This window comes from Nocardia sp. NPDC059228, assembly GCF_042754245.1.
GTDB lineage: Bacteria > Actinomycetota > Actinomycetes > Mycobacteriales > Mycobacteriaceae > Nocardia.
Genome location: NZ_JBHZAL010000057.1, coordinates 1 through 25975, shown reverse-complemented (window position 1 = coordinate 25975; position 25975 = coordinate 1). Strand labels below are relative to the sequence as shown.

Below are 25975 nucleotides of genomic sequence, written 5' to 3'. Positions count from 1 at the left end.
GAGCGCCTCGTGGAAATCGCCCTCGCTGGTCGCGCCGTCACCACACAGCGCCAGCACGACCGTGTCCCGCCCGCGGCGCTGCTCGGCGTGCGCCAACCCGGTGGCGTGCAGGAGCTGGGTGGCCAGCGGCGTGCACTGCGGCGCGGTGCGGTGCACGGCCGGATCGTACCCACAGTGCCAGTCGCCCGCGAGCATGCTGAGGATCTCGGCGGCCGGGATTCCCCGCACGGTCATGGCCATCGAGTCGCGATAAGTGGGGAACAGCCAATCGGTGGGGCGCAGGCACATCGCCGCGCTGACCTGGCACGCTTCCTGACCGCGCGCGGACGGATACACCGCCAGCATGCCCTGCTTGGTCAGGGCCGTCGCCTGCTGATCGAAGCGCCTGCCGCGCACCATCTGCCGGTACACCTCGACCAGGCGGTCATCAGCGGGACGGGAATAGCGGGCGTCGCTGGGAGTGGGTTTGCCATCGGCATCGAGGTACTGCACGGCGCTCGCGGCGGGCAGGAACTTCTCGAACTGCCGCGGGGGTGGCGGTTCAACGAGGGTCACTTCTGTCTCCGAATACGTTGATACATGGTTGATTACGGAAATCCGGTTACGCCTGACCCGCGCCGGCGTTCACGACCGGGCTCGGGAAAAGCTTGGCAAGCGCCTGTGCGAGCACTTCGCGAGCAGGCGTGCCGGCGTTGGTGGCGCGCAGGCACACATGTCCGTCGGGGCGCACCAGCACCGCGCCGGAAGCCTCGATTCCATACCGCGACAGCCAGTCCTGGCCGATCTCAGCGACGAAGTCGCCACCCTCGCCGATCGCGTACCCGGTGGTCGGCAGGCCGCGGGGCGCCGACAGATCTTCGAGCGCCGTTCGCCATTCCGCGCCCTGTGGGGTGGTCAGGAGAACGAAATCGGTATGCAGCAGGTCGACGGTCGAGAGACGATTACCCTCGGGGTCGCGCAACCAGACGTGCGGTGCGTGCGCGCCCGGTGCGGCCGACGGGACGTAATCACTGACCACCGATGCCGGTGCCGCGGTGCCATCGCCGATGACGGCGGCGGACTCGTAGACGAATCCGAATTGCTGGCCATAGGACCAATATTGGTCCTCCTGCAAGGGAATCGCGTCGGCGATCTGCTGACGCACCGGGCCGCCGTCGGGCCCTTCGATGCGAGCGAGCATGTCGGGATCGGTCATGACCCAGCCGACCTTCGCCGACGCCTCGACATTGCGGTGAATCTGCTCGGCGTTGAACCACGCGACGGCGCGCCGCTCCTCGTCATAGGTGTCGAGCACGCACTCCTCGGCGTGGCCACGCAGCACCAGTGCGAGCTTCCAGGCAAGGTTCTGCGCATCCTGGATGCCGCTGTTCATGCCGAATCCGCCACTGGGCGGAAGCCGGTGTGCCGCATCGCCGATCAGGAAGGTGCGACCCGACCGGAACCGGTCAGCGATGGCGGCGTCGATCGTCCAGGGGAAGACGCGTTCGAACTCCACGTCCGCATCCGCGTCGCCGATGGCGGATCGGATCACCTCGGCGCAGCGTTCCGGCGGATAGTCCGCGACCGATTCGCGGTTGGGATCGTATCCCCAGCTGTACACCCAGCGGCGATCTCCGTCATAGGTGAGGAACGCGCCGGTGGTGTCCTGGTTGATCACCCACCAAAGAATGTGGTTCCGATCGCCCAGGTAGGGGCGCAGGTCACCGACGAAACACGCGTTGAGCTGGTGGCCCTTGGTCGGTGAGACCGGGGCGTCGATGCCCAGCAGCCCGCGTACAGTGCTGTGCGCACCGTCGGCTCCGACTACGTACTCGGCCGAGATCTGCCGGACCGATCCCGCTTCGTCCTCGACGGTGAGCGTGACATGGTCCTCGTGCTGCTCGAGGTGGGTCACGCGCAGACCTGTGGTGACACCGACCGACGGGAATTCGCCGACCTTCTCGACCAGGAGCGGCTCGAAGACGTCCTGCGCGCACCAAGCGATCATCTCCGGGGATTCCGAGTAGGCGCGCTCGACCCGGTCGGGATCGGCCATCAGATCGATGGATCCGATGTCCGGCGTATTCAATCGGGTCATGTAGCCGAAGCTGGACCAGCGCTCCAGCGGCAGGTTGCCGGCCCGGCGGACGTCCTCGGCCCAGCCGAGCTGGCGCATGATCTCCATGGTTCGCGCGTGCAGGCCGAGCGCCCGCGGATGCCGCAGCCGGGCGGTCCGCCGTTCGATCACCGCGACATCCACGCCGCGGCGGCCGAGTTCGATCGCCATCATCAGGCCGACCGGTCCGCCACCAACGATGACGACCTGGTGATCGGTTCGGGTTGTAGACATGGGGTAGTGCTCCTACTGGTTTTCGATCGGGTTGTCGGCGGCCAGATTTCGAAGGTTGCCGAGAGTGGCGTTCAACATCGCGTAGCCGGGCATATTGGCCTGGATGGCGCGATATTCGGTGAGGGTCTCGGTATTCGCGTACGACTTCTGGAATTCGGACGCGAGCGACATCCACGTGCGCGGCACTACACCCAGCTGGGTGAAGCGGGCCATCGCGGTGTGGTGCGCGGTGACGCTCGTGCTGGCGGTCGCGTCGGCGACGATCGAGACCCCGTAGTCGCGGCGCAGGGCGCTCATGGTCGTATGCATGACGCAGCCGTCGGACATCAGACCGGCGATGATCAGGTGCCGGCGTCCGGTCGCCGCGACGGCCGCAGCAAACTCCTCGTCCTCGAAGGCATCGAAGGACAGACCGCGATGCTGCACCCGATTGTCTGCGAGCACCTCCGCGATCTCCGGATACAGCACGCCCCGGGGGTCGTGCTCGGGGCCGACGGACACGATCAGCGGGATGTCGTAGGCGAGGGCGGTCTGCGCGAGAGCGCGCCCGCCGGAGACGTTTTCGGCCACGGTCTGCGACGCGATCAACGGGGCGAATCCGCTGACGTAGTCGATGAGAACAATGCAGGTGTTCTCGGGAGTTCGGACCTCGATGTCCACTGTGATTCTCCTGAATAGGGATTCGGTGATCGTTCGGGAATCGCCCTGAACGCAGTCACTTCTCGTCTTCGATCGGCGTCTCCATGACGCCGAGCCCGGTGATCTCCATCCGCACGAGGTCGCCGCCGCGCAGGAACTTCGGGGGATTCTGGAATGCACCACAGCCGGTGGTCGTGCCGGTCATGATGACATCGCCGGGGGACAGCTCGACTACCTTGCTGAAATCCTCGATCAAGTGCGGGATGTCGACGATCATCTCGGAACTGCTACCGTCCTGGCGCAATTCGCCATTAACCCAGCAACGCAGCTGGAGCCGATGGGGGTCGGGGATCTCGTCCTTGGTAACCAGCCACGGCCCCAGCGGCGCACCGGTCGGGATGCCCTTGGCCCGCGTCATCTGTGAGAAGAGCGGGCTGATGTGGACATCCTTGAATGCCAGGTCTCGAGCAGTGACATCGTTGGCGATGCAATATCCGGCGACGTGGTCGTACGCGTTCTTCGCGGCGATGTGCCGCCCGCCACGACCGATGACGACGGCGATTTCGGTTTCGTAGTCGAGCTGTTCGGTCTGCGCCGGGCGAATGAGCGCGTCACGCGCGCCGATGACGGTATTCGACGGCTTGAGAATGATGATCGGTTCCGAGGGGGAAGGGGCGTTCTTCATCCCCGCAGCCTCATCGACATGCGACTGATAGTTGCCACCGGCCACCAGCACCTTCTCAGGGAAGGGAATAGGCGATCCGAGGCGGGTGGTAGCGGGGTCGAGCCACGAGATCGACTGCGTGGCCGTATCGTTCGCGGTCGCCTTCTCGATCTCGGGTTGCAGCCAGTCGAGCATGGCGACCAAGGTGTTGGAATCAACCGCGGTCAAACCGAGCGACCGCAGTAGTGGGTCCAGCGGCGCGATTCCTCGCTCCGGCACGAAGATTCCCGGACGTTCGGCCCGCTCGGGTCCGTAACTGACTATCTTCATTTTCGATTCCTAACCTTGTGGGGACGGGTCGTACTCGAGCCCGATGAATCCCGAATAGCCGATTGCTGCCAATGCCTGTGTGACACCATCGAAATCGATGCGGCCGGTACCGGGCCGCCCGCGCCCGGGTGAGTCCGCGAACTGCACATGGCGGATCAGCGGGCCGTATTCGCCGATGGCGATCGCCGGATCGATACCCATCGTTCGCAGGTGGTAGGTGTCGAGCAGCAATCCGATATTGCCGTGGCCGCTCTGTGCGATCGCCTCGGTGACCAGCGCCGCGGTGTCGCCGATGTTCGTCAAGGGAAACCGTGGACTGTCGATGGCATTGAGCGTCTCGACGACCACCGTCACGCCCAGCTCCGCGACCCGGTCGGCGATTTCGACCAGCCTGCACAAGGCGAGCCGGTCCTGGTATCTCGGATCATGACCGTCGATCCGATTTCCGTACAGGGCGTTGAGGATTGTGCACTTCGTGTCCGCGAGAATCTCGACGGCCGATTCGAGATTGGTCCGCACGCGTATCTCGTGGCCGGGATCGGTCAGTAGCCCGCGCTCCCCGGCACTGGGGTCGCCCGCGTCGAGATTGAGGGCCGCCAGCCGGACTCCCGCACGCCGCAGCGTCGAGCAGAAACGATCGATTTCCTCCACCGCTGGTGCCGATTGCGAGAAGGGCCACCAGGTTTCGACGTAGGAGTAGCCGTCGCGGGCAGCCGCGGCGGCCCGCTGCTCGACCGGCAGCCGGGAGTACAGCATCGACAGATTGGCCGCCCATCTCATCGCGGACTCGCCTGCGCCGTACTTGTGTGGTCGAGCCGGGCGAGAGCTGCCGGATCGAGGTCGCCGGCGCCGCACGCCACGGCCGCCCGGAACGACGCGGTGGTGGCGTCGAGCACCGGTCCGCTGAGGCGGGCTTCATCACGTAGCCGATTCACCAGGTCCAAGACCTCATTCATGCCGGAGATCGTGGCGCCGGTGTGTTCTACCGCGTCGAGCTCGAGTTGGGTGAAGGCGCGCCTGAGCATGGTGCTATCGGCCCATCCACTGAGCAGGACCTCTGCGGCGAGGCCGAGATCGATGCCCACCCGGTCGAGTACCCGGATCGCCTCGGCAGCGGCGGTCATGTGCGCGCCGACCAGCAGCTGGTTCACGAGTTTGAGTTCGACGCCCGCGCCGGAGCCGCCGACGCGAGTGACGCGAGATCCGAAGGATTTCAACAATGGAGTCACCTGGTCGATGGCGTCGGCGTCACCGCCGGCCATGATCGCGAGTGTTCCCTGCGCGGCTCCCGTCGGCCCGCCGGTGACAGGGGCGTCGAGGAATGCCGCACCGCGCTGACGGGCCAGGGCGGCGAGGTCGCGGGCGGTGGCCGGTGCGAAGGTGCCGTGCTCCACGAAGATCTGGCCGGGCCGGGCTCCGGCGAGCAGGCCGTCGCCACCGTAGATGGTCTCGACTGCGAAAGTGTTTCGCAGACAGGAGATCACGACGCGGCTGGCTGCGGCGAGCTCCCCCGCGCTGCCACACCACTGCCCGCCCACGTTCTCCACAGCGAGTGCGTTCACGCGGGTTCGATTGTGTACGGCGAGCCGATGGCCCGCGGCGATGATCCGGGTGGCGATCTGTGTCCCCATCGCCCCTGTTCCGATCAGGCCGACATCGAACATGCTCATCGCACCGCCTGCAGGAAATCGAAGTCGCAGCCTCGATCGGCCTGCGTCACGTGTTCGGCGAACAATCGCGCATACCCGCGCGCCCGGGGAAACGCCGAGGACGGCTCGGTGCCGTCATTGGGCTGTGGCCCTTGTTGATTCGGTCCGCCCTCGAGGCTGCGCCGTTCCAATTCGGCGGAGTCCACCAGCAGATCGAGGGTGTTGCGGGCGGTATCGAGTTCGATGAAGTCACCGTCGCGGACGAGTGCTAATGGTCCGCCCGCCGCCGCCTCGGGAGCCACGTGCAATACGACGGTTCCGGTCGCGGTGCCGCTCATCCGGGCATCGGAAATGCGCACCATGTCGGTGACGCCCTGCTCCAGCAGTTTTCGCGGAATGGGCAGGTGGCCGACCTCCGGCATACCCGGCCCGCCGATCGGGCCGGTCCCGCGCAACACGAGCACCGATCTCGCATCGACCTCCAGATCAGGGTGATCGATCCGCGCCCGCAGGTCATCGACACCGTCGAAAACCACCGCTCTGCCAACGTGTCTGCACAGCCCCGGATCGGCGGCGGACTGCTTGAGGAGCGCGCCGTCGGGGGCGAGGCTGCCGCGCAGCATGACCAGCGACCTCGCCTGGCCGACGGGATGAGTCAGCGTCGACAGGCAGCCCGCGATCGAGGCCGGGTCCGTCGCGGTCTCGTCCCAGCTGCGGTCGTCGCCGGACATCGCAGTCATGTCGGCGATTTCGCGCAGCCGGCCCATGAGTGCGGGAACTCCGCCATCGGCCTCGAAGTCGTGCAGGAAACGTCGCCCGGACGGTTTCACATCGGCCAGCAGGGGAGTCGAGTCGCTGACCTTCTGCAAACGCGCCGGGTCCAAACACAATCCGAGCCGGCCCGCGATGGCCTGCAGGTGAATCACCGCATTGGTCGAACCGCCTACCGCGCACACCGCGCGAAACGCGTTGTCGAACGCGCCCGGCGTCATGACCGCGGCTGGGGTGATGTGGGCTCGGGCGCGTGCGACGATGGCCCGTCCGGTGTGCTCGGCGGCTGCCGCCCGCTGCGCCGAGCCCGCCGGCAAGAGCGCCGTGCCGGGCAGCGCCATCCCCAGCACCTCCGCGACAACAGCCATGGTGACGGCGGTTCCCATTACATTGCAGGTGCCGACTCCGCCGCTGAGGCAGCCTTCCAGCCGCGACCAGTCGCTGTCGGACAGGTGGCCGGTCCGGCGCTGATCGATGAGCGGCCAGAGGTTCTCGACCGCCATCGGCCGACCCTCCCAGGTCGACAGCGGGCGCGGGCCGGCCGCGAGTGCCAGTGCGGGTTTGCCCGCGCTGGCCGCGCCCATCAGCTGGGCAGGCAGGGTCTTGTCGCATCCGCCCAGCAGGACAACCCCGTCGATCGGGCTCGCGGTGATCATTTCCTCGGTGTCCATCGCGAGCAGGTTCCGCAGATACATGCTCGACGGACGCGTGAACGCTTCGGCCAGGGAGATGGTCGGGAACTCGAGTGCCAGCCCGCCCGCCGCGGTGATCCCGCGTTTCACATGCCGGGCGAGCTCTCTCAGACCTGCGTTGCAGGGATTGAGCTCACTCCACGTATTGGCGATGCCGATGACCGGCCGCTGGCGAACCGTCAAGGCCGACAACCCGGTTCCGCGCAGGAAGGCTCGGGTGATCAAGCCGTCCGGACCTTCCTCGGACATCAGCTCCCCACCGATTCGGTGGGTGCTCTCCTGAGACATCGTTTCCTCACCCTGCCGCGATTGCGGCAGCTTTGCTGCAATCAGGGTTCTATTGAATGGCGTTGCGAGCTCGGCAGTCGAGTCTCGTGGCCGCTGGGATCTCGGTGCGAAGCCGAGTGATGGCTACCACAATGACATATGCGTTAGAGATTTTGGAAGAACTTTGTAGATATATCAGTGGGATCCCGGTGGGCTACACTCATGGCCTTAGGATTTCAGCTGGTGAAAGAGGGGCGATGTCGCTCACCGACGAGGTGTACGAACGGATCAAGGATCAGATTCTGCGGGTGCAGCGCGCACCCGGCACCGCCATCTACGAGGCGGAGCTCGCCGCCGAGTACGGGGTGTCCAAGACGCCGGTGCGGGAGGCGCTGCGGCTGCTGTCGCAGACCGGGTGGGTCGTGGTGCTGCCACGGAAGGGCTACTTGGTCCGGCCGGTCGAGTTGCGGGATATTCGCGATATCTTCGCGGTCCGGCGCATGATCGAGCCGGAGGTGGCCGCGGCCGCGGCGACCCGCGCGACAGCGGATGATCTGGAGCTGCTCGCGGGCATGGTCAGGGAACAACACACTGCCTCGGGCACGGACGCCGCTCTGGGTGCGGCGAGCGCGTTTCACCTGGCGTTGACCGATATCGGCGGCAATCCGAGAGTTCGGACCATTCTGCAGGACCTGACCGACGAGGTGCGCCGGTTGCACTATCTACTGCCGCAGATCGAAGGACACATCACTTCGGAGGAGGAGCTGCGCGCCCACGATCTGATCTTGACGGCTTTGCGGGACCGTGATTCGGATCGGGCTCGTGAACTGACCATCGAGCACCTCAACGAGGTCGCGCAGACGCTGGTGCGCGGTTTCTCCGGGGTCTAGGCGGGACTCGGGGGCGAACCTGCTCAGCATCCGGCGCCGGCCAGAACTCTCCTGTGGTGCAGTCGATCAGACCCACTCGGGCCCCGGACCTACGGCTTCCTCGAAGATCAGCCAGGTTCTTGTTGACCGCACGCCCGCCAGACCCTGCAGCTTTTCCAACGTTGATGTCCATTGACCGAGGAGATTTTGATGATTCGGCCGTATCCGCCACTGAGCAGGTGGGGGATCGCCGCCCGGGAACAGCGCACTGCGCTCATCAGCGAGGTGTCGAGCATGGCCGCCCAATCTGCGTCACTGGTTCGCCAGTCGTTGCGGCAGTCCACTTCCAAGAGAGTGGATCGGGAGAGGAAGCACGATGTCAGTACCGATCACACGCGATCTATCGAGGACGAAATAGTGTCCGAGAACGACGAGCAGCGCCAGACCCTGTTGGATGCGCGCGGTATGCCGGTCTTGACCTACGTGCGTGGTGTTCGCGAGGGGCACCCATGGGCGGACCTCGCCGAAGTAGTCGGCCCTGACCCCGTGGATGCCATCGTCTCCGACATGTCCGGATGGGCAGTGTCGGGATCCGTGGAGCTCGGTGAGCAACTGCTGCGCCGCGGCGCCAGGGTGATACGCCACGCCCATGAAATGCGAAGAGACTTGATCGCATATCCGCCACCCGCCGACTGGTCATCACGTGTCCTCGGAAACAGATTCCGCGTGGTTCCTTGCGACCGCGCTGCTGATGCACTGTTCCCAGCATGGCGAGCCGCCTTTCCAGCCGGCCACCCCGACCATCACTCGGGTAGCGACGAAGACGCACTGAACGAGCGCCTGGTACCGCTGCTGGCGGGCTCCATCCTCGGACCGGTTCTTCCGTGCAGTGCCTTGGTGGTGGACGACAGCGACCGCGTAGTCGCTGGGGTGATCATCGCCGACCGCGATGGTTTGCCATGGATCGCTGACGTATTTCGCCGGCCTGGGGCACGCTACGCGGGCCTTGGCGCCGATGTGCTTCGTCGAGCGCTCTGCGTTGCCGCGGCCGACGGGCTGACCGATGTCTCTCTCGTTGTGAGCGATGCGAATCCGGCGCGACGCATCTACGAGGAACTCGGTTTTCAACTCGCTGACACGTCGTTGACCGTAGTAGTGCCGTAGGCCAGGCTTCCACTCGAAGAGAAGCCATCTGGGCGTCCTGGCGTCACACCGACATCGACGGCTTCCGAGAACTCGCCGCCCGGAGCTACGACCGCGCGTACTACCCCGCGGGCACAGGTCCTCAGGTGTTGTCAGCTTATGAAGTCCAAGGATCCTGCTGTGCTCGATGCCTGGTTCGAGTGCCGGTACGATCTCATCGCCATCCACGTGGTCCCGGTGACCAAGCGCCGGGGCCGGCGGTGCGGTGGATTGCGGTCGGCGGCGGATGTGTATGTCCCGCCGCGCATTCCAGCACGACATGGACCCGCTCATCGCAGTTGTGCTCGATACCAGGGGAGTGGTGGCGGACCACAACGGACGGGCCTTTGGGGTCGGCGAGATATTTGTCGCCCCGTTCCAGCAGTGCCACCAGGGTTGGCCGCAGATCCAGGCCACGTTCGGTGAGACGGTATTCGTAGCGTTGCCGAGCGCCGGGCTCCTGATATGGGATGCGTTGCAGGACACCAGCTTCGGTGAGACTGTCGAGCCGGGACGGCAACAGGTTGATGGCAATGCCGAGGCGGTCGAGAGCCGGACCGAGCGCACTCGACTTCCGGCCAGCTCCCGCTGACCGTCGGTTGCCGGTGTCGCCCCCACGACGGCCCGGCCATCCGACTGTACGTAGGACAATTTCTTGATCGTCCTATCCTGTCGGTTCTAGCGTCACGGCCATGACGATCTCGCCGACCGAACTGCCGGTCCTGGACTACCTGCACGCCCAGCTGGCAGGCACCCTGACCGACAATCAAACTTGCCAATTTCGTTATCCGACAGCGATTTCCCGCACGCTCGGCATTCGTCTGAAGGCGGTCCTCGCGGGTCGCGCGGTCGTTGAGATGGACACAGATCCGGCCGTGCACGGCAACCAGCAGGGGACGGTGCACGGCGGGCTGCTCACCGAGCTGGCGGACGCGGCCATCGGCACGGCGCATTCCACTGTGGTCGGGCCCGGTGAATCGTTCACGAGCATCGACCTGCGTGCAGTCTTCCTGCGCCCCGTCTGGCGTGACACACTGCGCGCGCACGCGTATCCGACACACTCCGGGCGCACCATCACCCACTACCAATGCGATATCACCCGAAGCGACGGCAAACCGGTTGCCACTGTCGTCAGCATCGTGACGACACTGGAGGGTGAACGCTCGCAGGGGCGTTGATCTCGGGCCGTCGAAAAGGAGCGGATTCAGTTGCGGCGCAATCACAGCTCCCGGATCCGCGCGGCCACGCGCACGCCACCACCGGCATCGCGTGCACATCCAACCCGGCACTCGTATCCTGAATACTCACCGGGGGACTCCTGAAACTGCATGTGGCTCTACCGAAGTGAGTGTCACTCCGGCAACCCACGAGACTCTGCAGAACGAGACCTCCGGCCTCGCCAGTGGACCCTCATACCGTCCAGTCGAGCAGACGAGTGATTGGACGCCCAGCGCCGGTGCGCAGGTGGAAGGACCACCCGATCCGAGACCACTGTGAGAGATCAGAAGACCGCGAGTACACAGGCGCCGATGAATACGACCTGCACCAGGGTGCGTGCCGGCAACGGCATGGTGTGGATGCCCTCGCCGGTCCGTGCGGCACGGACATTGGCAGGGAACATCACGACCAGGAGCACTGCCAGGCAGATCGCGGCCGCCGGTGCGAAGAACGGAATCAAAAGGCCGGTGGCGCCGGCGATTTCGAGTACGCCGGTCAGTGAAACCATCGCGGCCGGGTTGCGGAACAGTGGGGGGACCATAGCGATCAGAGCGTCGCGACGTGGCTGTAGGAAGTGGGCGCTGGCGCTGAGGAGGAACATGGCGGCCAGGCCGATTCGGGCAGCGTGTGGCCACGAGTCCAGCCAGTCGGCCAGGCCCAGCCAGCCCGCGAAGCGAGTCACGGAGGTGACGATGAGGAATGCGATGATCGGCGCCATGACGGGCTCCTGAAGCGATGGCCGAGAGAAACTTGACAGTGGCTAGATTAGGCAGGGCCGCGTAACTTGTCAACGACAAGATTGTCGATGATCATCGAGGCATGCCCAAGAGCGCGTACCACCATGGCGACCTGAAGGCCACGCTGCTCACCGCCGCCGCCGATCAGATAGCGACCGAAGGGATCGACTCGATCTCCCTGCGGGCCCTGGCTCAGCGCGCGGGCGTCTCCCACGCCGCTCCCGCCCACCATTTCGGAAACCGTCAGGGCTTGTTCACCGAGCTGGCCATCGAGGGCTACGGCTTGCTCGCGCAGGAACTGCGCTCCGCCGCAGGCGATTTCGGGGAGATGGCCGTCGCCTACATCCGCTTCGCCCGCCGCTACCCCGGTCATTTCGATATCATGTTCCGCCGCGACCTTCTCGATACCGACGACGAGCGTCTGATCGCAGCCAATGCAGGGTCGGGTCGTGAATTGCGCACCGGCGTCGACGAATTGGATGGTCCGGTGGCAGATCAGAAGGCGGCGCAGCTGGCAGCATGGTCCCTGGTTCACGGCTTCGCCGCGCTATGGCGCGCTGGCACGCTCATCGAGTCGGAACTCGGCGGTGAGGATCCCGAGGAACTGGCCCGCCGCATGGTCGCCGCTGTCGAACTCAAGTAGAGCCGACACCTCTGAAATCCCTGTCGCGGTTGAACTGGCAGTGGTTTCGGCGCCGCATAGCAGTTCGGGCGCAGCTGGTTCGGCGCGGTACACCGCCGCTTCGAGTACGCCCTACGGCCTCGTCGTCGGGTCCTCGCCGCCACACGCGGAAGGGCCGTGCGGCTCCGCGAGCGGCGACGGCGGGGGCTCGGGCGGCCAGGTGGCGCGGGGGCCGGATCCGCCGCAGCGGGTAAATCCCGGCCGCGCATCGCCAGGTCCATCCAGCCGGGCACCGCCGAGCCGGCCCCGTTCGGATCCCGATACCAGCACGGCGAGTACGCGACCCGGCTGAAGCTGCTGCCGCGTAGCGCCACCACCAGGCCGGACACGGCCGAGTGGATATGAGCTGAGTCACAATTCGCCGCCCGGGTCGGTCCCGATGTCGAAACCTCCGCAGCCCGTTCGAGGAGTACTCGAGTGGCATCCCGGAACACATCGAGGAGATGACATGCCCAACGTTCGCACCGATATGACGGTCTCACTGGATGGCTACATCTGTGGGCTCGCAGCGCAGCAGCCGCCCTACCTGGACAAGGGGTTCTTTCGGATCACCGAATGGGCTGTCGCGCACCAGGCGTGGCGTGAACGCGGGGGGTTCGACGGCGGATTGCAGGGCGCCGACAACGCACTGCTGAAGGAGATGTTCGAGCAGGCCGGCGCGTATGTGATGGGGCGCAGGATGTTCGACTCCGGGGAGGAGCCGTGGGGCGAGTCCCCACCGTTCCACGCACCCGTGTTCGTCGGCACCCATCGCGAGCGCGAACCGCTGATCCGCAAGGGCGGCACGACTTTCCATTTCGTCACCGACGGCCCGGCGGAGGCGATCAAGCGCGCGAAGGCCGCGTGTGGTGACCGGAATGTGCATATCAGCGGCGGCGCGACGATCGTGCAGCAAGCGATCGCCGAGGGGCTGCTCAACGAGATGCACGTGCACATAGCACCGGTCTTGCTCGGGCAGGGCACCCGGCTGTTCGAGCAACTGCCCGACACCGTGATCGAGTTGGACCGATTCCACGTCCTCGATTCACCCGCCGTCACCCACCTCGGCTTCCGGTTCCCCACCGCCGCCTGACCGCGACCAACCATCGAAAGGCACGAGTTCCATGACCAGTCCCGTCCTGAGCGCTGTCGATTCCACCGACGGCAGCACGATCGCCGTGGAAACCATCGGCTCCGGCACACCGGTGATCCTCATCGGCGGCGCGTTCAACGACCGCTCGACCGTTGCCGCGCTCGCCTCGACCCTGGCCCCGCACGTCACCGCGGTCAGCTACGACCGCCGCGGCCGTGGCGGTAGCACCGATGTCCGTGGCGACTTCGCCGTCCAATCCGAAATCGACGATCTAGCCGCCGTGATCAAGCATGTCGGCGGCGCCGCGCACGTGTTCGGTCATTCGTCCGGTGCCGCTCTGGCTTTGGAAGGCGTGCTACGCGGGCTGCCGATCGACAAGGTCGCCGTGTACGAGATGCCCGCGGTGGTCGACGGCAACCGCGCGGAACCGCCGGCCGACGTCTTCGATCGGCTCGTCGCCCGCCTTGCTCGCGGCGACTACGACGGCGCGGCCGAACTGTTCCTCACCGAGCAGGTCGAGGTGCCGGCGCCGATAGTCGCCGGAATGCGTAACGCACCGGTGTGGGAATTCCTGCGCGCCCAGGCCAACAGCCTGCCCTACGACGTTGCCGTATCCGGTCCCCAGATGCGTCTGCAGTCCGACCGCTACGCCACGATCACCATCCCGGCTCTGGTCATCAACGGTGATCAGACCTGGCCGTGGATCCAGACCGCGAACCAGGCCTTGGCCGCCGCCATCCCGAGCGCACGCCGGGTAGTCATGCCCGGTGCCGATCACGAAATCCTCGCCCAGCCCGAACTGCTCGAGCCGTTGCTGCTCGACTTCTTCGGCTGAGCAGGAGCGCGGTGCTCATGTACCCGCGTGATGATTTGGGTCAAGGGCGAGGAAGTCCCAGAGCTGCTGTGCCACATCGGCGTAACCATGCCGAACGCCTCGAGACCGATCGAACAGCTGAGCTTCCCGCCGGGTATGGTGCGGTTCGGAACAGTTTGGCGGTCGTTTTCCGAACGCGCCGCCATGTTCGATCGTTGGGTGTAGACGCCGGGAATTGGCTCGGACGTAGCCTGCCGTTGACCTTGAATGCCTACGCTGGTGCAGGTCGGCCCCCTCTGCGGTGGCGTAGACCCCTCGGCATTGCCCTGGGCCTTCGTGGCATTCTCGCGCGTGGTCGACCTCGGCGTACACCGCCGCCGCGAGTTGAGAATCCAGCCCGCCCGGTGAGACCGGCGTCGGGCAGGGATTCGGAGGTGCGCCATGACAGCAACCCCACGCGAACCACGCGGTGACGGGCCAGCTCGCCGGCCGGGAAAGTGGTACAAGACGGCACCCAGCATCACCACCGGCTCCGATGACGATTTGCCGGTGGTGCGCTGGCCGGAGCCGAGTCGGCTCGACTCGTGGTGGCACGCCGTCATGCACCCCGCCGCCGAGCCACCCACACCCACATGACCAGAACCGGCTCGATCGGCATACAACGGTAGTTCCCAGCACGGACCGTCCGACGAATTTCCGCCCGGGGTATGGGATTCCGGAGCGTCACGATGATGCGATCGTTCGGTATCTTTTGGGGGTCGCATTCGGCGAACGGTGCGCCATCCGGCGCCGATGCTCGCCACGTCCGGGCCCGCTCCCGCCGACGACGACACCCGGTACGCCTACGAATGGAAGTACGACGGAATCCGCTGCCTGGCATGGGTTTCCGACGGCGTGTGCCACCTGGTCAGCCGTAACGGCGACTCCCTCAACGCGGCTTTTCTCGAGATCTCCCACGCCGTGGTGTCGCTGGCGGCGGGGTGGGAGATGACCCTCGACCGTGAACTGGTGGCTCCGGACTGCGACGGGGTGGTTCTCCGTATCGGGCGCCGCCGAGGCGCGGCCGAGCCCAGTCGCCCAACCGCGAGGACCGCTACTCGTGCGGCACAGAATTGGCTCAGCAGCTCGACTTGTGCCTCGAGGACAGGGCCCGTGACCTGGTCTACCCGCCGCCGAACAGTTGGCGGGCACGACTTTCACGACGGCCCACCCTCGTCCTGTGGTCATCTTCGCTGGTCGGCGTCGACCTGGCTCATATCTACGGGGGTGTGCACACGCATGACCTGCTCGCCGACCGCCTGACCGATGCCACCATCTTGCAGCTCGTCAGGGGCGTCATCATTTTCTATCTCTGTGCCTTCCCCTTGTCCGTCCTCGTCTACGTACATGTCGCGTGATTTGCTCGCGGTTCCACGCGGCTCGCGCCATGGCAGGCGCTACGACGAGGTAATGCTCGCGCGGGTGCGGTCGCGAACACTATTTTGGGGCGACTTGTGTGCGATGAACACTCTTCTGTTCACGGTTCTCGGGACCGCGACGATCGTGTTCCCCACCGCCCTAACGGCTCTCATCCGTTGGAAGTCGCCCGACCGGCACTCAGTACCATGGCCCGGTATAGCCGCCGTTGGTGTCACGTATCAGCTGAAGAAGCGCAGCGTCGCAAAACCAAGCAAGAGTGGCGAGACAATGATTCTCCCGATCCAGCCGGGACTCGCCCTGCCCCGGCGCCAGCACTTCTGGCATGGGTGTAGCCACCGCTGCCCCAGCCTGTTACGGCGCGACGTACGCGCGGATTTCCCTGGGTCGGCTGATCTGAGGGAGCGGGTGATATGCGGGACACGCGGGTGTGGCCTGCCGTGGTCGGGCCACTGTCGGATGGCTGTCGCCGCCTCGAAGAGAACCGTCCGCTTGTTAGGTTTTCCGTTGCTTAGTCACGGAAATGATTGGCAATAAAGGGATTTCGGCGATCCGTGTGTGCGACGAACGGCTAGAATCGACGCCGCTGAAGGGGGAGGTCCCATGGTCGACTCACCGGGCCCGGGCACTCAGGTCCATGTCGGTGGCGCCGTATCGGCACAAATGGTGGTGGGCAACCACAATTACGTTGTCAACCTCGAGCGGACCTACATTGTCGGGGGCGCGGTGAATCCGCCCACGCCGTCCCGGCGGGCTACGCCGCAGGCGCACCCGTTGCCGCGTGCTGGTGGCGAATTACTGGGCAGGCGTGCGGAGTTGGCGTTGCTGTCCCAGTGGGTGGATGAGGAGATGCCGGTCGTCGTGTACGGCACCCCGGGGGTGGGGAAGTCGGCGCTGCTGGGGCGCTTCGCCGCCGATCGCCGCGAATCCGGCGGCACGGTGGTGTTTCTGCATGCGGCCGGGCTCGATGTCGGCGACGTGATTCAACAGCTGTTCCAAGCCTTCTACGACGCGGACAATTATTTGCCGGACCGGCACCGTCTGCGGCGGATGATGGGCTCGGTGCACGCGCTGATCGTGATCGACGACTTCGACGGTGCCGCTGAGGATCTCGAAGAGCTGCTCGACGCCCTGCCATCGGGGGACCTGGTCGTCGCGAGCCGACGGCGCCTGTCATCGAGTCGAGGACAGCTCCTGGAACTGCTGGGCGTGGACGAGGACGCCGGGCTCGCCCTCATCACGCGGACCCTCGGCCACGATCTGGGCGAGAACCTCGAACCGGCGCGGCAGCTGTACACGGCGGCACGCGGTCATCCTCGAGCTCTGGTGCAGGCCGGAGCGTGGTTACGCCGTGCGGGCCCGGCGGTCGAAGTCGCTGATCCCGACGTGCTCCGCACGGCGATGCTCACCGGATTGTCGGCAGCTTCGCGCCAGGTGGTGAGCGCGTTACTGGCCGGTGGTGGTTCGGCGCTCTCGCCGGCGCTGTGTCAGGTGATGACCGGCCGGCCGGCCGAGTCGATTCTGCAGGAACTGCAGGAGCTTTCGCTGACAGAATCGGCCGGCGCCGGATATCGGCTCGCCGTCGATGCCGAACTGGTGGGAACGGCATGGGCCGGCTCGCCGCCGGATCCCTCAGGGTTCCTCGAACCGCTGCTCGAATGGGCCACCAGCACCGCCACGGCCAAACAGGTCGGGGCCGCGTCCCCGGTCCTGATCCGCGTGCTCGATACCGCGATCACCGATGGGAACACCGGCCCAGCCTGCAGTCTGGCCCGCACGATCGCCCCTGTTTTAGCCGCGACGCTGCAGTGGGGTGCGTGGCGCGAGGTGCTGAAACTGGGCGCCGCCGCCGCAGCAGCCTCCGGATCCGCCGCGGACCGTGCCTATTTCGAGAACGAGGACACTGTCCGGCAGCGAGCTGTCAATGCTGTCGCCGGCATCACCGTGGCCGGAGGCGCCGCGGGTGGGGTGGCTCTGGGCAAAGCCGTCACCGCGTGGACATTGCGAAAGTCGTTGCAAACTGCGATCTCTGCGCATCCGGCAGCCGCTGTCTGCGTGGCCACCGTCGCTGTGGGTGCGGCGGTGGCCGGAGCAACCATCGTGGCGACCGAACAGCCGGTGCCACAAACCCAGCCCGCGGCCCTGGAAACACAGGCTCCGCCACCGATCGTGCCCGCCGTCACCACCACGATTCCGGTGACCACGTCGGACACGGAGACGACGACTCGCGCCAAGCCCACCTGTACACCTGACAGCCGGTGGCTCTATCCGAACCCCTTTTTCACCTACCTCGACGAGGGCGGCATCTCGGGCGTGCCCGGTTCGGCCACGATCGTCGCCGCATACACCCTCTGGCAGAACTGCGACAACGTCGTCGGAGCAACAATCCTGGGTGACGCCGCGTTCACGATCAACTCCACCAAATGCCAACCAGCAGTTCGCCGTTGCGACTTCGCGGTGACGTTCGCACCGCCGCGATCGGGGGAGTACCACGCCACCTTCGTCATCCATACCCAGAGCGGCCAGTCGCTCACCGGCGCCGCGTTGACCGGGGTGGCGTCGAAGCCGGGCGGCATGTCGGCGGGGCCCTCGACCACGTCGACGCCTCCGCCGTCCACGACCGATTCAGGTGGGGTGCCGAGACTCGGCCCGACCGAGCCGCCGACCACATCGTCGACGACCACCTCGACGACCCCACCGACCAGTACGCCGCCGACCACCACGTCCTGAAGGAGACCCGATGACCGCCAATCCGACCGACAAGCCCTCGGACCGCACCACCGTCAACATCGGTGGGAGCGTGTCCGGGCAATTCACTGTCGGTGACCACAACACTGTCAGCAACATCGTTTCCGGCAACGCCTCCGTCGCGGTCACCGCTGATGACATCGCTTCTCTGCGAGCCGAATTCGGCCGTCTGCGTGACCAGTTGCCGAGCGAGGGTCCACTGGCCGAGCAGGCGCGGGAGAATCTCGACGACCTCGAGGAGGCAATCACCGCGGCCGAGCCGGATGTGTCGACGATGTATTCCATTCGCAACTGGTTCAGCCGAAAGCTTCCGCAATTCACCGGCGCTGTCACGACGCTGATCGTCAACCCGATCGTGGCGCAACTGGTTGCTGCAGCCGGAGGCGCGCTCGTGGGCCAGTTCCAGCAGCAGTTCGGAACCGAGCTCAACTCTTAGCTCGAGCGAGAGCGCAACAGGACCGGATGAGTAGTCGGTGTTCCTCGGCCACACCGAACCCGGATTCCGTACGCCGAGGACGCTCACCGACCGGGAGCTCTGCCCAACAAACAGGGGGCGCTCAATCCTGTTCCAAACGAATACGTTTCGCGTATCTTCGGCGCGTGAACACCAAGAACCGCACGGTCCGAGCAGGATTCGCCGCTCTCGCCCTCGCGGCGGGCCTTGTCGCTGTCGCGGGCCCGGCCGCAGCCGAAATACCCCTCACACCCGCCACCGCGGATCCGATCTGGGGCGCGACCACCGGTCCCATTCCGACCGGTAGCGCCGTCGCCGCCGGCCAAGGCAGCTCCCAGGCCGGATTGCCGAACCTCGCCGGTCCGCTGCTCGCCGCGCCCGCCGACCTGCTCAACGTCCTGCTCGGCGGTGCGCGCCCCTGCACCCTGTCCGCCACCTGCAACGGGATCGGATAGCACTCCGCCACCGCAAGACGCGAAAGGCGCTTCGCTCATCGGAATCCGATGGGAGAAGGGCCTTTTCGATGCATCAGTCGGTCAGGCCCGGCGACCTCGAAGCGGGCGAAGCAGGGCACCGCGCCGGAACCGCTCTGCCGCGCGCATCCCGCATCAGTACGCCATTTTGCGCACTTATCTGTGGCAGGCCCTTTAGCGCCGGATCTCGGGCCACTGTTCAGGCGAACACGAACCACCGTGTCCAGCAACGTATCTCGACGTTAGCGTCGGATCTGGGGGCGAATGCACACTATTGCCCCCTGGGCGACCGAGGATCGGATTCGTGGACGCTGGGGGTGACGAGGCTAGGTGGTGTAGCGCTCGGCGAAGACGACCCGTTCCAGCGGGCGCCGGCCTGGGTGCGGTGGGGTGGTGGCGGAGTGTCCGATCGTCACGATGACGGCGATGGCCAGGTCGTCTCGGTCCTCGATGCCGATCGCCTTCTTCACCAGATCGGGATCCCAGCCGTTCATCGGAGCCGACGCCAGCCCCAGCGCGGTGGCCGCGAGCATGGCGTAGGTGGCGGCGATCATGGCGTTCTTCACCGCGTTCTCCCGCAACAGTCCGCGGTTGTGCAGGTCGTGGAATTCCGCCCGGCTGTCGAACATGGCGGTGAACTCGGCGTTCCAGGCGCCGCTGCGCCCGGCGGTGTCGGCGATGTCGGTGTTCGGCGCCTTCCATGCCGCACTGTCGGCCACGAAGACCAGCGCCACCGGGGCCTCCCGGGGCTGTGGCTGCCCGAAGGCCGCCTCCGAGAGCCGGGCTCGCCCGGCCGCACTGGTTACCACCACGATCGATCGGTCCTGCATGTTCCAGGCACTGGGGGCCTGCATGGTCAGCTCCAGCAGTTCGGTCAGCACGTCCGGGTCGATCGGGTCGGGGAGGTAGTGGCGGACAGTGCGGCGCCGGTGGATCGCTTCCGGGACGGACAAGGTATCGGCTTTCATGAGACTAACTATCGGAGAGTGGCAAACTTTTTGAAAGAAGGCACCTTTCGGTTCGTTACAATGGCCGGGGTGCGCACACATGTCGAATCCTCGGGCCTGCCGGCCGATGTCTTCTCCGCTCGCTGCCCTACTCGTCAGGTGCTGGACCGGATCGCCGGTAAATGGACGGTCCTGATCATCGACGCGCTCGCCGGCGGGACCATGCGCTACACCGATCTGCAGCGCCGCATAGAGGGCATCTCCCAGAAGATGCTCACCCAGACCCTGCGCGAACTCGAGACCGACGGTTTCGTCATCCGCACCGTCCATCCCACCGTCCCGCCGAAGGTCGAATACACCCTCACCCCACTGGGTTACAGCCTGCGCACCCCGATCACCGCGCTGCGCGAATGGATCGAGGCCAACATCAACGAGATCGAAGCCGCTCGAGCGGCTTCGCGGCAACACCGTGACTCGGCTGACCAACGGTCGGCGAGTTCCTGACCGTCCCGGCTTCTCGAGCCCTGCATTCGGCCTGGCCGTCGACCGAGCCGCCGCATCTACGTGGTCACCACGCGCCGCGACCGCACAACCTGACGATCAGCGCCCACCCGATCCCATATCCTCCACACGATCGCGGCCCACCGATGACGATGCCGCGCCTACCGCGGTTCAGAGTTGCTGCTCATCATGACCCACGTAGGAGGACCGAGCATGGGCGTTTTCAGGTATCGGGTAGCGCATGCGCTGGGGTTTCGCCCCTGGGAGGCGGCGGCCCGGCAGCGCGATGTATCCCACATACTGGCCGCCCAATTCGACCAGGAGCAGGCAGGAGCGCGGCTGCCCTCCGGGACCGCCTTGGATCTCGGCTGCGGCACCGGCAGGCACGCCGTGGAACTGGCCCGCCGCGGCTGGCAGGTCACCGGGGTCGACATCGTGCCGAAGGCCATCCGGCTCGCTACCAGGCGCGCCCGCGCCGCCGGCGTCGATGCCCGCTTCCTGGAAGGCGATATCACCGCCCTCCCGGCCGAGGTCGGCACGGGATACCGGCTGATTCTGGACTTCGGTGTCTTCCACGGCCTGACCGACCCCGAACGGCACACCATGGGCCTGCAGGTGGACATCGTCGCCGCCGCAGACGCAACCCTGCTCATGGTCGCGTTCGAACTGGGCCACCACGGCCCACTGCCCCGCGGCGCCGTACCGGCGGACATCACGGCCGCATTCCCAGGTTGGGCAATCATCGACGACGTGTCCCTACTGAAGGTGGCGGGCAGGATGGTCCACCTTTATCGGCTGCGCCGCACCGGGGTTCCGGGGTGTCGGTAGGAATTGGCCCGCGAGCACCGTTGAAGTGCCCAGTTTCCTGGCCTCGGAAAACGACGAATCCTCGACCATCCCGCAACCCCGGTGCTGAAGACGAGTACGAGCTGCAAGAACCGTACTGCCGAGGACTTCGTGACATGCCGGACGATCCGCAGTCCCGTTCAACCGCAACAGAATCCGCACGTCAGCACTGAGCACGACTCCGAACACTGACAGGGGACACGCTCGCAGTCGGTCAGGGCTCGGTCATTCGCCGGTTGGGGTTGCGATCGTGACGGGCACGGCGCACGAGGTCAAGCCGACTGCGAACGAGACGGCTGTAGGTTCGTGCGGTGCTTGCTCGCCGGCCGTCACCTCGACGGACAGCTCCGGATTCACCTCGGAGTCGATGATGACCGCCTCGAAGGACAGGACATCCTCGCGAGAGTCGGCGCCCGCGGGATAGGTGGTGCCATCGTTGACCGTCAGCTGACTGTGTGTGAAGGTCAGTCCCGATTCGGGGTTGACGCCGACGACGACGCGCACTGGGCCGGCGCCTGCTTCTCCCGTGGGTGTCACGCGGACGCCGACGCGCACCGGCGACCCGCCTGGTGTAATGGTCACCTCTTCTGGGCTGGGATCGATGGTGAAGGGTTTTCCGATCTCGCCGGTGAGCCGAATCGTGCCCATGCTCTCCTCCTGATCTGCGTCCTCGGAATCGTGTGTACATCTGCTCGACGAACCGCGCGGTTGGCGCTCGGGGTTGTGCGGGGGTCCGCTGCTTTCCTCACGCCGACACGATTTCGAAAACCGGGTGGGTGCGGGCGTTGTCGAGGAATTGCTGCGGTGACGAGTCCACATCCACCTCCAGGTAGGGCAGCACGAAGAACCGTCGATACAGCGCCACAATGGGTTTGGGAACGTGTGGTGGTCCCGTGACCAGCGATGCGCGGAACACCTCGGCTGCTTGATCGGTGGGCAACTCGGCGGCCGTCACGGACTCGAGGTGTCTGCCCTGGCGCAGCGTCGCCCTTCCTTGCGCCGCACGCAGGTTGCGCACCCAGTTCACCGTTCCATAGGACGCGACGAGATATCGTCGGCCGTGTTGTTCGAACACCGCCAGCGGCGTCTGGATGGCGCGGCCGGTGCGGCGTCCGGGCACGGTGAGGACACTGAAGGTCCACATCGGCAACCCGGCGCGTATCACGGTCCGCATCCACGCGTTGGATGCCCTGATGCCCCACCCCGCTCGATACGGCTTGGCCATGATGTCGAGGGTTCACCTGTCCGCGGGTGAAGGCAAGGGCCCCCGAGCAGCCTCGAGAAGTCGGGTCGGCCAGATGGGCCGGTCGTCGAGCCGACAGCAGCGTGGTGATCGCCGCTGAGCCGACCGCCGGTTTACGGTCCTCCTACCGGTGCTGATCCGTCCCGCCTGCCCAGGCCGGTGGCAGGATCTCGGTTGAAACGTCGGCGATTTCGCGAAGGCGGGCCGGGGTGACGCCGATGCGGCTCAATTGGATGAGACCCTGGGTGGTCATGATGACATTGGCGCTCAGGGCCGAGAGGAGTTCTTCGTCGGCCGGGCCGGTGGCGATCATGGCGCGGCGGAGGCGTTCGGCGACAGCGTTTTCCATGGTGGCGGTGGTGCGAGCGCCGATGGTCGCGACTTCCGGGATGCGGGTGCCCAGGTGGGCGATGCTATTGATCATGAGGCAGCCACGGCGGTCGGGGTGGGCGGCGCAGTCGTCGATGACGGCATGGCAGAGGGCGCGGACGGCGGCGCGCGCCGATCCGGGGGCGGATTCGATTGCCGCGCGGACGAATCGGGCGCGCTGGTCGCAGTAGCGTTCGAAGGCGGCCAGGAACAGGCCGCGTTTGTTGCCGTAGGCGCCGTAGATGCTGCCGTTGCCGATGCCGGAGGCGCGGGAGACGTCCTCGACCGAGGTGGTGTCGAAGCCTTGCGGCCAGAAGAGTTCGATCGCGGCATCGAGCAGCGCCTGCTCGTCGAACTGTCGCGGTCTACCCATGGGACTCACCGTATCAATCTGCGATCTCGAACACTCTACTTGTTCTGGAGGCGTGCCTCCATAATACTGGTTGACATGTCGTCAAAATCTTCCGATACCGCCCGTCGCCGGGTGGGGATCCTCGTGTTCGATGGTGTGAAGATGCTCGACTTCGTCGGTCCCGCCGAGGTTTTCATGGAAGCCAATCAATCGGTGAACGGGTACGAGGTGGTGTTGCTCTCGGCCGACGGGCGGGATGTGCAGACCTCGATCGGTGCACGGGTCGCGGTGAGCGGTGCGGCGGCCGAGGCCGGGAGGTTCGACACCGTGGTGATTCCGGGGAGTGAACTGCCGGCCTCGGTGTTCGTGACGCCCGAGCTGCTGGCGGCGGCTCGGCATTTGTCCGCGCACACCCGGCGGCTGGTGTCGATCTGTAGTGGGACAGCGGTGCTGGCAGCACTCGGGCTGCTCGACGGGCGGCGGGTGACCACGCATTGGAAGTACGCACCGGATCTGGCCCGGAAGTTCCCGGCCGTGAAAGTGGAGCCGGACGCGATTTTCGTCCGGGACGGCAATCTCTACAGTTCGGCCGGGGTGGCGGCGGGCGTGGATCTGGCCCTCGCCCTGGTCGAGGAGGATCATGGTGCGGACGTGGCGCGGCGAGCGGCGCAGCTGCTGGTGGTGTACATGCAGCGGTCGGGTGGACAGTCGCAGTTCTCGGCTTCCCTGACCGGCCCGGTGGCGCGCAGTTCGCTGGTGCGCACGGTCGTCGATCTGATCTGCGCGGATCCGGCCTTCCCGCATACGGTGCAGACCCTCGCGGCGCACGCCCAGGTGAGTGTGCGGCACCTGACCCGGCTGTTCCGGTCCGAGCTGGAACGCTCACCGGCCGAATACGTGGCGTTCATCCGCTTCGGCGTCGCCCGGGACATGCTGCACGCCGGGTGCTCGGTGACCGAGGCGGCCATGGCGGCGGGATTCGGCAGCAGTGAGGCGCTGCGCCGGGCTTTCATTGCCCGCCTGGGCGTTTCGCCACGCCAGTATCAGCAGCGTTTCCGCACCACGGGCTCGGCGACGTGGCCGGCGCTGCCGGAGCCCGCCATCGCGGCCGTGTCCTGAATCGGGGTTTTCACGGCCCGCGGTGAGGGGCGGCGCGCCAAGGTTCCAGACGAAAATATCTGTGCCGCGCGGCCCTCACTTCGGGTGCCGCGGAAAGGGCCGCGAAAGCCGCTGTGGCGCAGGCGGTCGCGACATTGCGCGCGGTGCTGCATCCAGACCCACCGCCGGGCGAGGCGATCCGCGCCCGGCACAACCGTCCTATCCGATCTCGAACCCGGAGGCCATCCCCATGACCACCACCCCCACAGTCGTCCTGGTCCACGGCGCTTTCGCCGATTCCTCCAGCTGGAACGGCGTCATCGAAATCCTTGCCGCCGAGGGCGTTTCCGTGCTCGCCGCGGCCAACCCGCTGCGCGGCCTCACCTCCGATGCCGCCTACGTCGCCTCGGTCGTCGACAGCATCGACGGACCGGTGGTGCTGGCCGGGCATTCCTACGGCGGCAGCGTCATCAGCGTTGCGGCGCAAGGGAAGCCCCAGGTCACCGGTCTCGTCTATCTGGCGGCCTTCATTCCGGAGGCCGGTGAGAGCGCGCTGGCGCTGACCGACAAGTTCCCGGGCTCGACCCTCGGCCCGACCACCCGCCCGGCGTCCTACCCGCTGTCCGATGGCACCGACGGCACCGAGTTGTACATCCGACAGGACGAATTCCCGCAGCAGTTCGCCGCCGACGTGCCCGCGGCCACCGCCGCGGCCATGGCGGTGACCCAACGGCCGGTCGCGCTGGCCGCGCTCCAGGAACCGGCTACGGCGGCCGCGTGGACGAGCATTCCGGCATTCGCGCTGCTCACCACCGACGACAAGAACATTCCGCTGGAAGCCCAGCGGTTCATGGCCGAGCGCGCGCAGGCCGAATCGATCGAGATCGCCGCGTCGCACGCGGTCACCGTGTCCCAGCCCGGCGCGGTCGCCGAGCTGATTCTGCGTGCGGTGCGCAAGTCGAACTGACCCGTCCGGTGCGGTCGGCCGGCTGACTGTTCACGCCGCGGGGTTGGAAAGGCTGTATGCGGCTGACACCCTGGTGATTCCGGGGACCGCCGATCCACTTTGATCGTTTTCCGAACACTCGAGCGACGTGGGCGGATGGGATGGGGGAGCCGGTAACGACCTCATCATCGGTCGGCCACGATCGGGCACCGACAGGTTGAGAAGGCCGACCTGTTGGTATGCGCTTAGATGTCGGCGCAGCGCATGACCCCGACTGCTGGGCCGATACGAGGGTCGCGCCCCACGTGCTCTACCGGGACGCTGGGGCGGGACCCTCGTCCATGCGGTGTGGTCAGTGGTGGATGCGTTCGTGGAGGGTGAGCAGGATGTGGTCGAAGGCTGACACGGTGGCGGGTTCGGCTGGTGGCACGGTGGGCAGTTCGCGCAGTAGTTGTTCGGCCAGGGCGCGGAGTTTGGTGTTGGTTTCCTGGGAGCGCCATACGAGCAGTTTGAATGCTTGTTCGTCGCTGATGCGGTACATGCGCATCAGTACGCCTTTGGCCTGTTCGATTGCCGCGCGTGCTTCGACGAGTTCGGGCATGTGTGCTTCGAGGGTGTCGTGTTCGGCGCGGATGAGGGTGCCGGCGAGGTCGATGTAGAAGCCGGC

28 protein-coding genes and 3 pseudogenes are annotated in these 25975 nt (G+C 66.2%); 15 read left to right on the top strand and 16 right to left on the bottom strand.

All coding sequences use genetic code 11. From position 1 onward, the window contains the following. The 7 genes from ACFXKA_RS40555 to ACFXKA_RS40525 form a co-directional block, all read right to left on the bottom strand. Positions 1 to 555, bottom strand: a 555-nt coding sequence (locus ACFXKA_RS40555) for a thiamine pyrophosphate-dependent enzyme (protein ID WP_379431530.1), incomplete at its 3' end; no start/stop codon positions are given. Between the two features lie 46 nt (positions 556 to 601). Beyond that, positions 602 to 2329 (bottom strand): FAD-dependent monooxygenase, encoded by a 1728-nt coding sequence (locus tag ACFXKA_RS40550; RefSeq protein ID WP_379431529.1) that lies wholly within the window; start codon positions 2327 to 2329, stop codon positions 602 to 604. A 12-nt stretch (positions 2330 to 2341) separates the two neighbouring features. Continuing rightward, the gene (locus ACFXKA_RS40545; RefSeq protein ID WP_379431528.1) at positions 2342 to 2989 is read right to left on the bottom strand and encodes an isochorismatase family protein; all 648 of its coding nucleotides are present in this window, start codon (positions 2987 to 2989) and stop codon (positions 2342 to 2344) included. 55 nt (positions 2990 to 3044) lie between these two features. After that, entirely contained in the window at positions 3045 to 3827 is a 783-nt protein-coding gene (locus tag ACFXKA_RS40540) for a fumarylacetoacetate hydrolase family protein (protein ID WP_379431527.1), read from the bottom strand. Positions 3828 to 3971: 144 nt separating this feature from the next. Beyond that, positions 3972 to 4742, bottom strand: a complete 771-nt coding sequence (locus ACFXKA_RS40535; protein ID WP_354845637.1) for a TIM barrel protein — start codon at positions 4740 to 4742, stop codon at positions 3972 to 3974. Continuing rightward, on the bottom strand, positions 4739 to 5632 hold the full coding sequence (locus tag ACFXKA_RS40530; protein WP_354845634.1) for an NAD(P)-dependent oxidoreductase: 894 nt from the start codon (positions 5630 to 5632) through the stop codon (positions 4739 to 4741). The genes ACFXKA_RS40535 and ACFXKA_RS40530 overlap by 4 nt, the downstream gene beginning before the upstream one ends. After that, the gene (locus tag ACFXKA_RS40525) at positions 5629 to 7362 is read right to left on the bottom strand and encodes a dihydroxy-acid dehydratase (protein ID WP_379431526.1); all 1734 of its coding nucleotides are present in this window, start codon (positions 7360 to 7362) and stop codon (positions 5629 to 5631) included. The genes ACFXKA_RS40530 and ACFXKA_RS40525 overlap by 4 nt, the downstream gene beginning before the upstream one ends. 236 nt (positions 7363 to 7598) lie before the next feature. Between ACFXKA_RS40525 and ACFXKA_RS40520 the strand changes: the two genes are divergently transcribed. Further along, positions 7599 to 8231, top strand: coding sequence for a GntR family transcriptional regulator (locus ACFXKA_RS40520; protein WP_354845628.1), 633 nt, complete (start codon positions 7599 to 7601; stop codon positions 8229 to 8231). 66 nt (positions 8232 to 8297) lie between these two features. Here ACFXKA_RS40520 and ACFXKA_RS40515 read toward each other — a convergent pair. Both ACFXKA_RS40515 and ACFXKA_RS40510 read right to left on the bottom strand, forming a co-directional pair. After that, a pseudogene (locus ACFXKA_RS40515) lies at positions 8298 to 8390 on the bottom strand (transcriptional regulator); the annotation flags it as partial. A gap of 41 nt (positions 8391 to 8431) precedes the next feature. After that, positions 8432 to 8488: pseudogene (locus ACFXKA_RS40510) on the bottom strand (hypothetical protein); the annotation flags it as partial. 16 nt (positions 8489 to 8504) lie between these two features. Between ACFXKA_RS40510 and ACFXKA_RS40505 the strand changes: the two are divergent. Next, on the top strand, positions 8505 to 9374 hold the full coding sequence (locus ACFXKA_RS40505) for a GNAT family N-acetyltransferase (RefSeq protein WP_379431525.1): 870 nt from the start codon (positions 8505 to 8507) through the stop codon (positions 9372 to 9374). A gap of 193 nt (positions 9375 to 9567) precedes the next feature. Here ACFXKA_RS40505 and ACFXKA_RS40500 read toward each other — a convergent pair whose 3' ends face one another. After that, a complete protein-coding gene (locus ACFXKA_RS40500; protein WP_379431524.1) occupies positions 9568 to 9912 on the bottom strand; it encodes a winged helix-turn-helix transcriptional regulator in 345 nt (114 codons plus the stop codon). Positions 9913 to 10147: 235 nt separating this feature from the next. Between ACFXKA_RS40500 and ACFXKA_RS40495 the strand changes: the two genes are divergently transcribed. Beyond that, positions 10148 to 10570, top strand: a complete 423-nt coding sequence (locus ACFXKA_RS40495; protein ID WP_379431531.1) for a PaaI family thioesterase — start codon at positions 10148 to 10150, stop codon at positions 10568 to 10570. A gap of 323 nt (positions 10571 to 10893) precedes the next feature. Here the strand turns inward: ACFXKA_RS40495 and ACFXKA_RS40490 are convergent, their stop codons facing one another. Next, positions 10894 to 11328, bottom strand: a complete 435-nt coding sequence (locus ACFXKA_RS40490) for a DoxX family protein (RefSeq protein ID WP_379431523.1) — start codon at positions 11326 to 11328, stop codon at positions 10894 to 10896. Between the two features lie 101 nt (positions 11329 to 11429). Here ACFXKA_RS40490 and ACFXKA_RS40485 point away from each other — a divergent pair, with 101 nt between their 5' ends. The 8 genes and pseudogenes from ACFXKA_RS40485 to ACFXKA_RS40450 all read left to right on the top strand — a co-directional run bounded on the left by ACFXKA_RS40485 (position 11430) and on the right by ACFXKA_RS40450 (position 18988). After that, the gene (locus ACFXKA_RS40485; RefSeq protein ID WP_379431522.1) at positions 11430 to 11990 is read left to right on the top strand and encodes a TetR/AcrR family transcriptional regulator; all 561 of its coding nucleotides are present in this window, start codon (positions 11430 to 11432) and stop codon (positions 11988 to 11990) included. Positions 11991 to 12477: 487 nt separating this feature from the next. After that, positions 12478 to 13101, top strand: coding sequence for a dihydrofolate reductase family protein (locus ACFXKA_RS40480; RefSeq protein ID WP_379431521.1), 624 nt, complete (start codon positions 12478 to 12480; stop codon positions 13099 to 13101). 31 nt (positions 13102 to 13132) lie between these two features. Continuing rightward, positions 13133 to 13936 (top strand): alpha/beta fold hydrolase, encoded by an 804-nt coding sequence (locus ACFXKA_RS40475; protein ID WP_379431520.1) that lies wholly within the window; start codon positions 13133 to 13135, stop codon positions 13934 to 13936. Positions 13937 to 14707: 771 nt separating this feature from the next. After that, positions 14708 to 14935 (top strand): annotated as a pseudogene (locus ACFXKA_RS40470) (ATP-dependent DNA ligase); the annotation flags it as partial. Between the two features lie 92 nt (positions 14936 to 15027). Then, positions 15028 to 15312: a hypothetical protein gene (locus ACFXKA_RS40465; protein ID WP_379431532.1), complete on the top strand. Its 285-nt coding sequence runs from the start codon at positions 15028 to 15030 to the stop codon at positions 15310 to 15312. Positions 15313 to 15934: 622 nt separating this feature from the next. Beyond that, positions 15935 to 18061, top strand: coding sequence for an ATP-binding protein (locus ACFXKA_RS40460; protein ID WP_379431519.1), 2127 nt, complete (start codon positions 15935 to 15937; stop codon positions 18059 to 18061). A gap of 10 nt (positions 18062 to 18071) precedes the next feature. Next, complete coding sequence (locus tag ACFXKA_RS40455; RefSeq protein ID WP_379431518.1) at positions 18072 to 18515, top strand: hypothetical protein; 444 nt, start codon at positions 18072 to 18074, stop codon at positions 18513 to 18515. Between the two features lie 164 nt (positions 18516 to 18679). Next, the gene (locus tag ACFXKA_RS40450; RefSeq protein WP_364613052.1) at positions 18680 to 18988 is read left to right on the top strand and encodes a hypothetical protein; all 309 of its coding nucleotides are present in this window, start codon (positions 18680 to 18682) and stop codon (positions 18986 to 18988) included. A 344-nt stretch (positions 18989 to 19332) separates the two neighbouring features. Here the strand turns inward: ACFXKA_RS40450 and ACFXKA_RS40445 are convergent, their stop codons facing one another. Next, a complete protein-coding gene (locus ACFXKA_RS40445; protein ID WP_379431517.1) occupies positions 19333 to 19974 on the bottom strand; it encodes a nitroreductase family protein in 642 nt (213 codons plus the stop codon). Between the two features lie 69 nt (positions 19975 to 20043). On the opposite strand from ACFXKA_RS40445, the gene ACFXKA_RS40440 reads away from it, so the two are divergent. Next, the gene (locus ACFXKA_RS40440; RefSeq protein ID WP_379431516.1) at positions 20044 to 20457 is read left to right on the top strand and encodes a winged helix-turn-helix transcriptional regulator; all 414 of its coding nucleotides are present in this window, start codon (positions 20044 to 20046) and stop codon (positions 20455 to 20457) included. Positions 20458 to 20667: 210 nt separating this feature from the next. Next, positions 20668 to 21282 carry a class I SAM-dependent methyltransferase gene (locus ACFXKA_RS40435; protein ID WP_379431515.1) on the top strand — a complete coding sequence of 205 codons (615 nt, stop codon included), beginning with the start codon at positions 20668 to 20670 and terminating at the stop codon, positions 21280 to 21282. A 243-nt stretch (positions 21283 to 21525) separates the two neighbouring features. On the opposite strand, the gene ACFXKA_RS40430 is transcribed toward ACFXKA_RS40435, so the two are convergent. The 3 genes from ACFXKA_RS40430 to ACFXKA_RS40420 form a co-directional block, all read right to left on the bottom strand. Next, positions 21526 to 21948 (bottom strand): hypothetical protein, encoded by a 423-nt coding sequence (locus ACFXKA_RS40430; RefSeq protein WP_379431514.1) that lies wholly within the window; start codon positions 21946 to 21948, stop codon positions 21526 to 21528. Positions 21949 to 22045: 97 nt separating this feature from the next. Further along, positions 22046 to 22525, bottom strand: a complete 480-nt coding sequence (locus tag ACFXKA_RS40425) for a nitroreductase family deazaflavin-dependent oxidoreductase (RefSeq protein WP_379431513.1) — start codon at positions 22523 to 22525, stop codon at positions 22046 to 22048. A gap of 142 nt (positions 22526 to 22667) precedes the next feature. Continuing rightward, a complete protein-coding gene (locus ACFXKA_RS40420; RefSeq protein WP_379431512.1) occupies positions 22668 to 23285 on the bottom strand; it encodes a TetR/AcrR family transcriptional regulator in 618 nt (205 codons plus the stop codon). Positions 23286 to 23360: 75 nt separating this feature from the next. Here ACFXKA_RS40420 and ACFXKA_RS40415 point away from each other — a divergent pair, with 75 nt between their 5' ends. Continuing rightward, positions 23361 to 24383, top strand: a complete 1023-nt coding sequence (locus ACFXKA_RS40415) for a GlxA family transcriptional regulator (RefSeq protein ID WP_379431511.1) — start codon at positions 23361 to 23363, stop codon at positions 24381 to 24383. A 229-nt stretch (positions 24384 to 24612) separates the two neighbouring features. After that, complete coding sequence (locus ACFXKA_RS40410) at positions 24613 to 25329, top strand: alpha/beta fold hydrolase (protein ID WP_379431510.1); 717 nt, start codon at positions 24613 to 24615, stop codon at positions 25327 to 25329. A 331-nt stretch (positions 25330 to 25660) separates the two neighbouring features. Here ACFXKA_RS40410 and ACFXKA_RS40405 read toward each other — a convergent pair. After that, a partial coding sequence (locus ACFXKA_RS40405; protein WP_379431509.1) for an ANTAR domain-containing protein occupies positions 25661 to 25975 on the bottom strand: 315 nt, incomplete at its 5' end.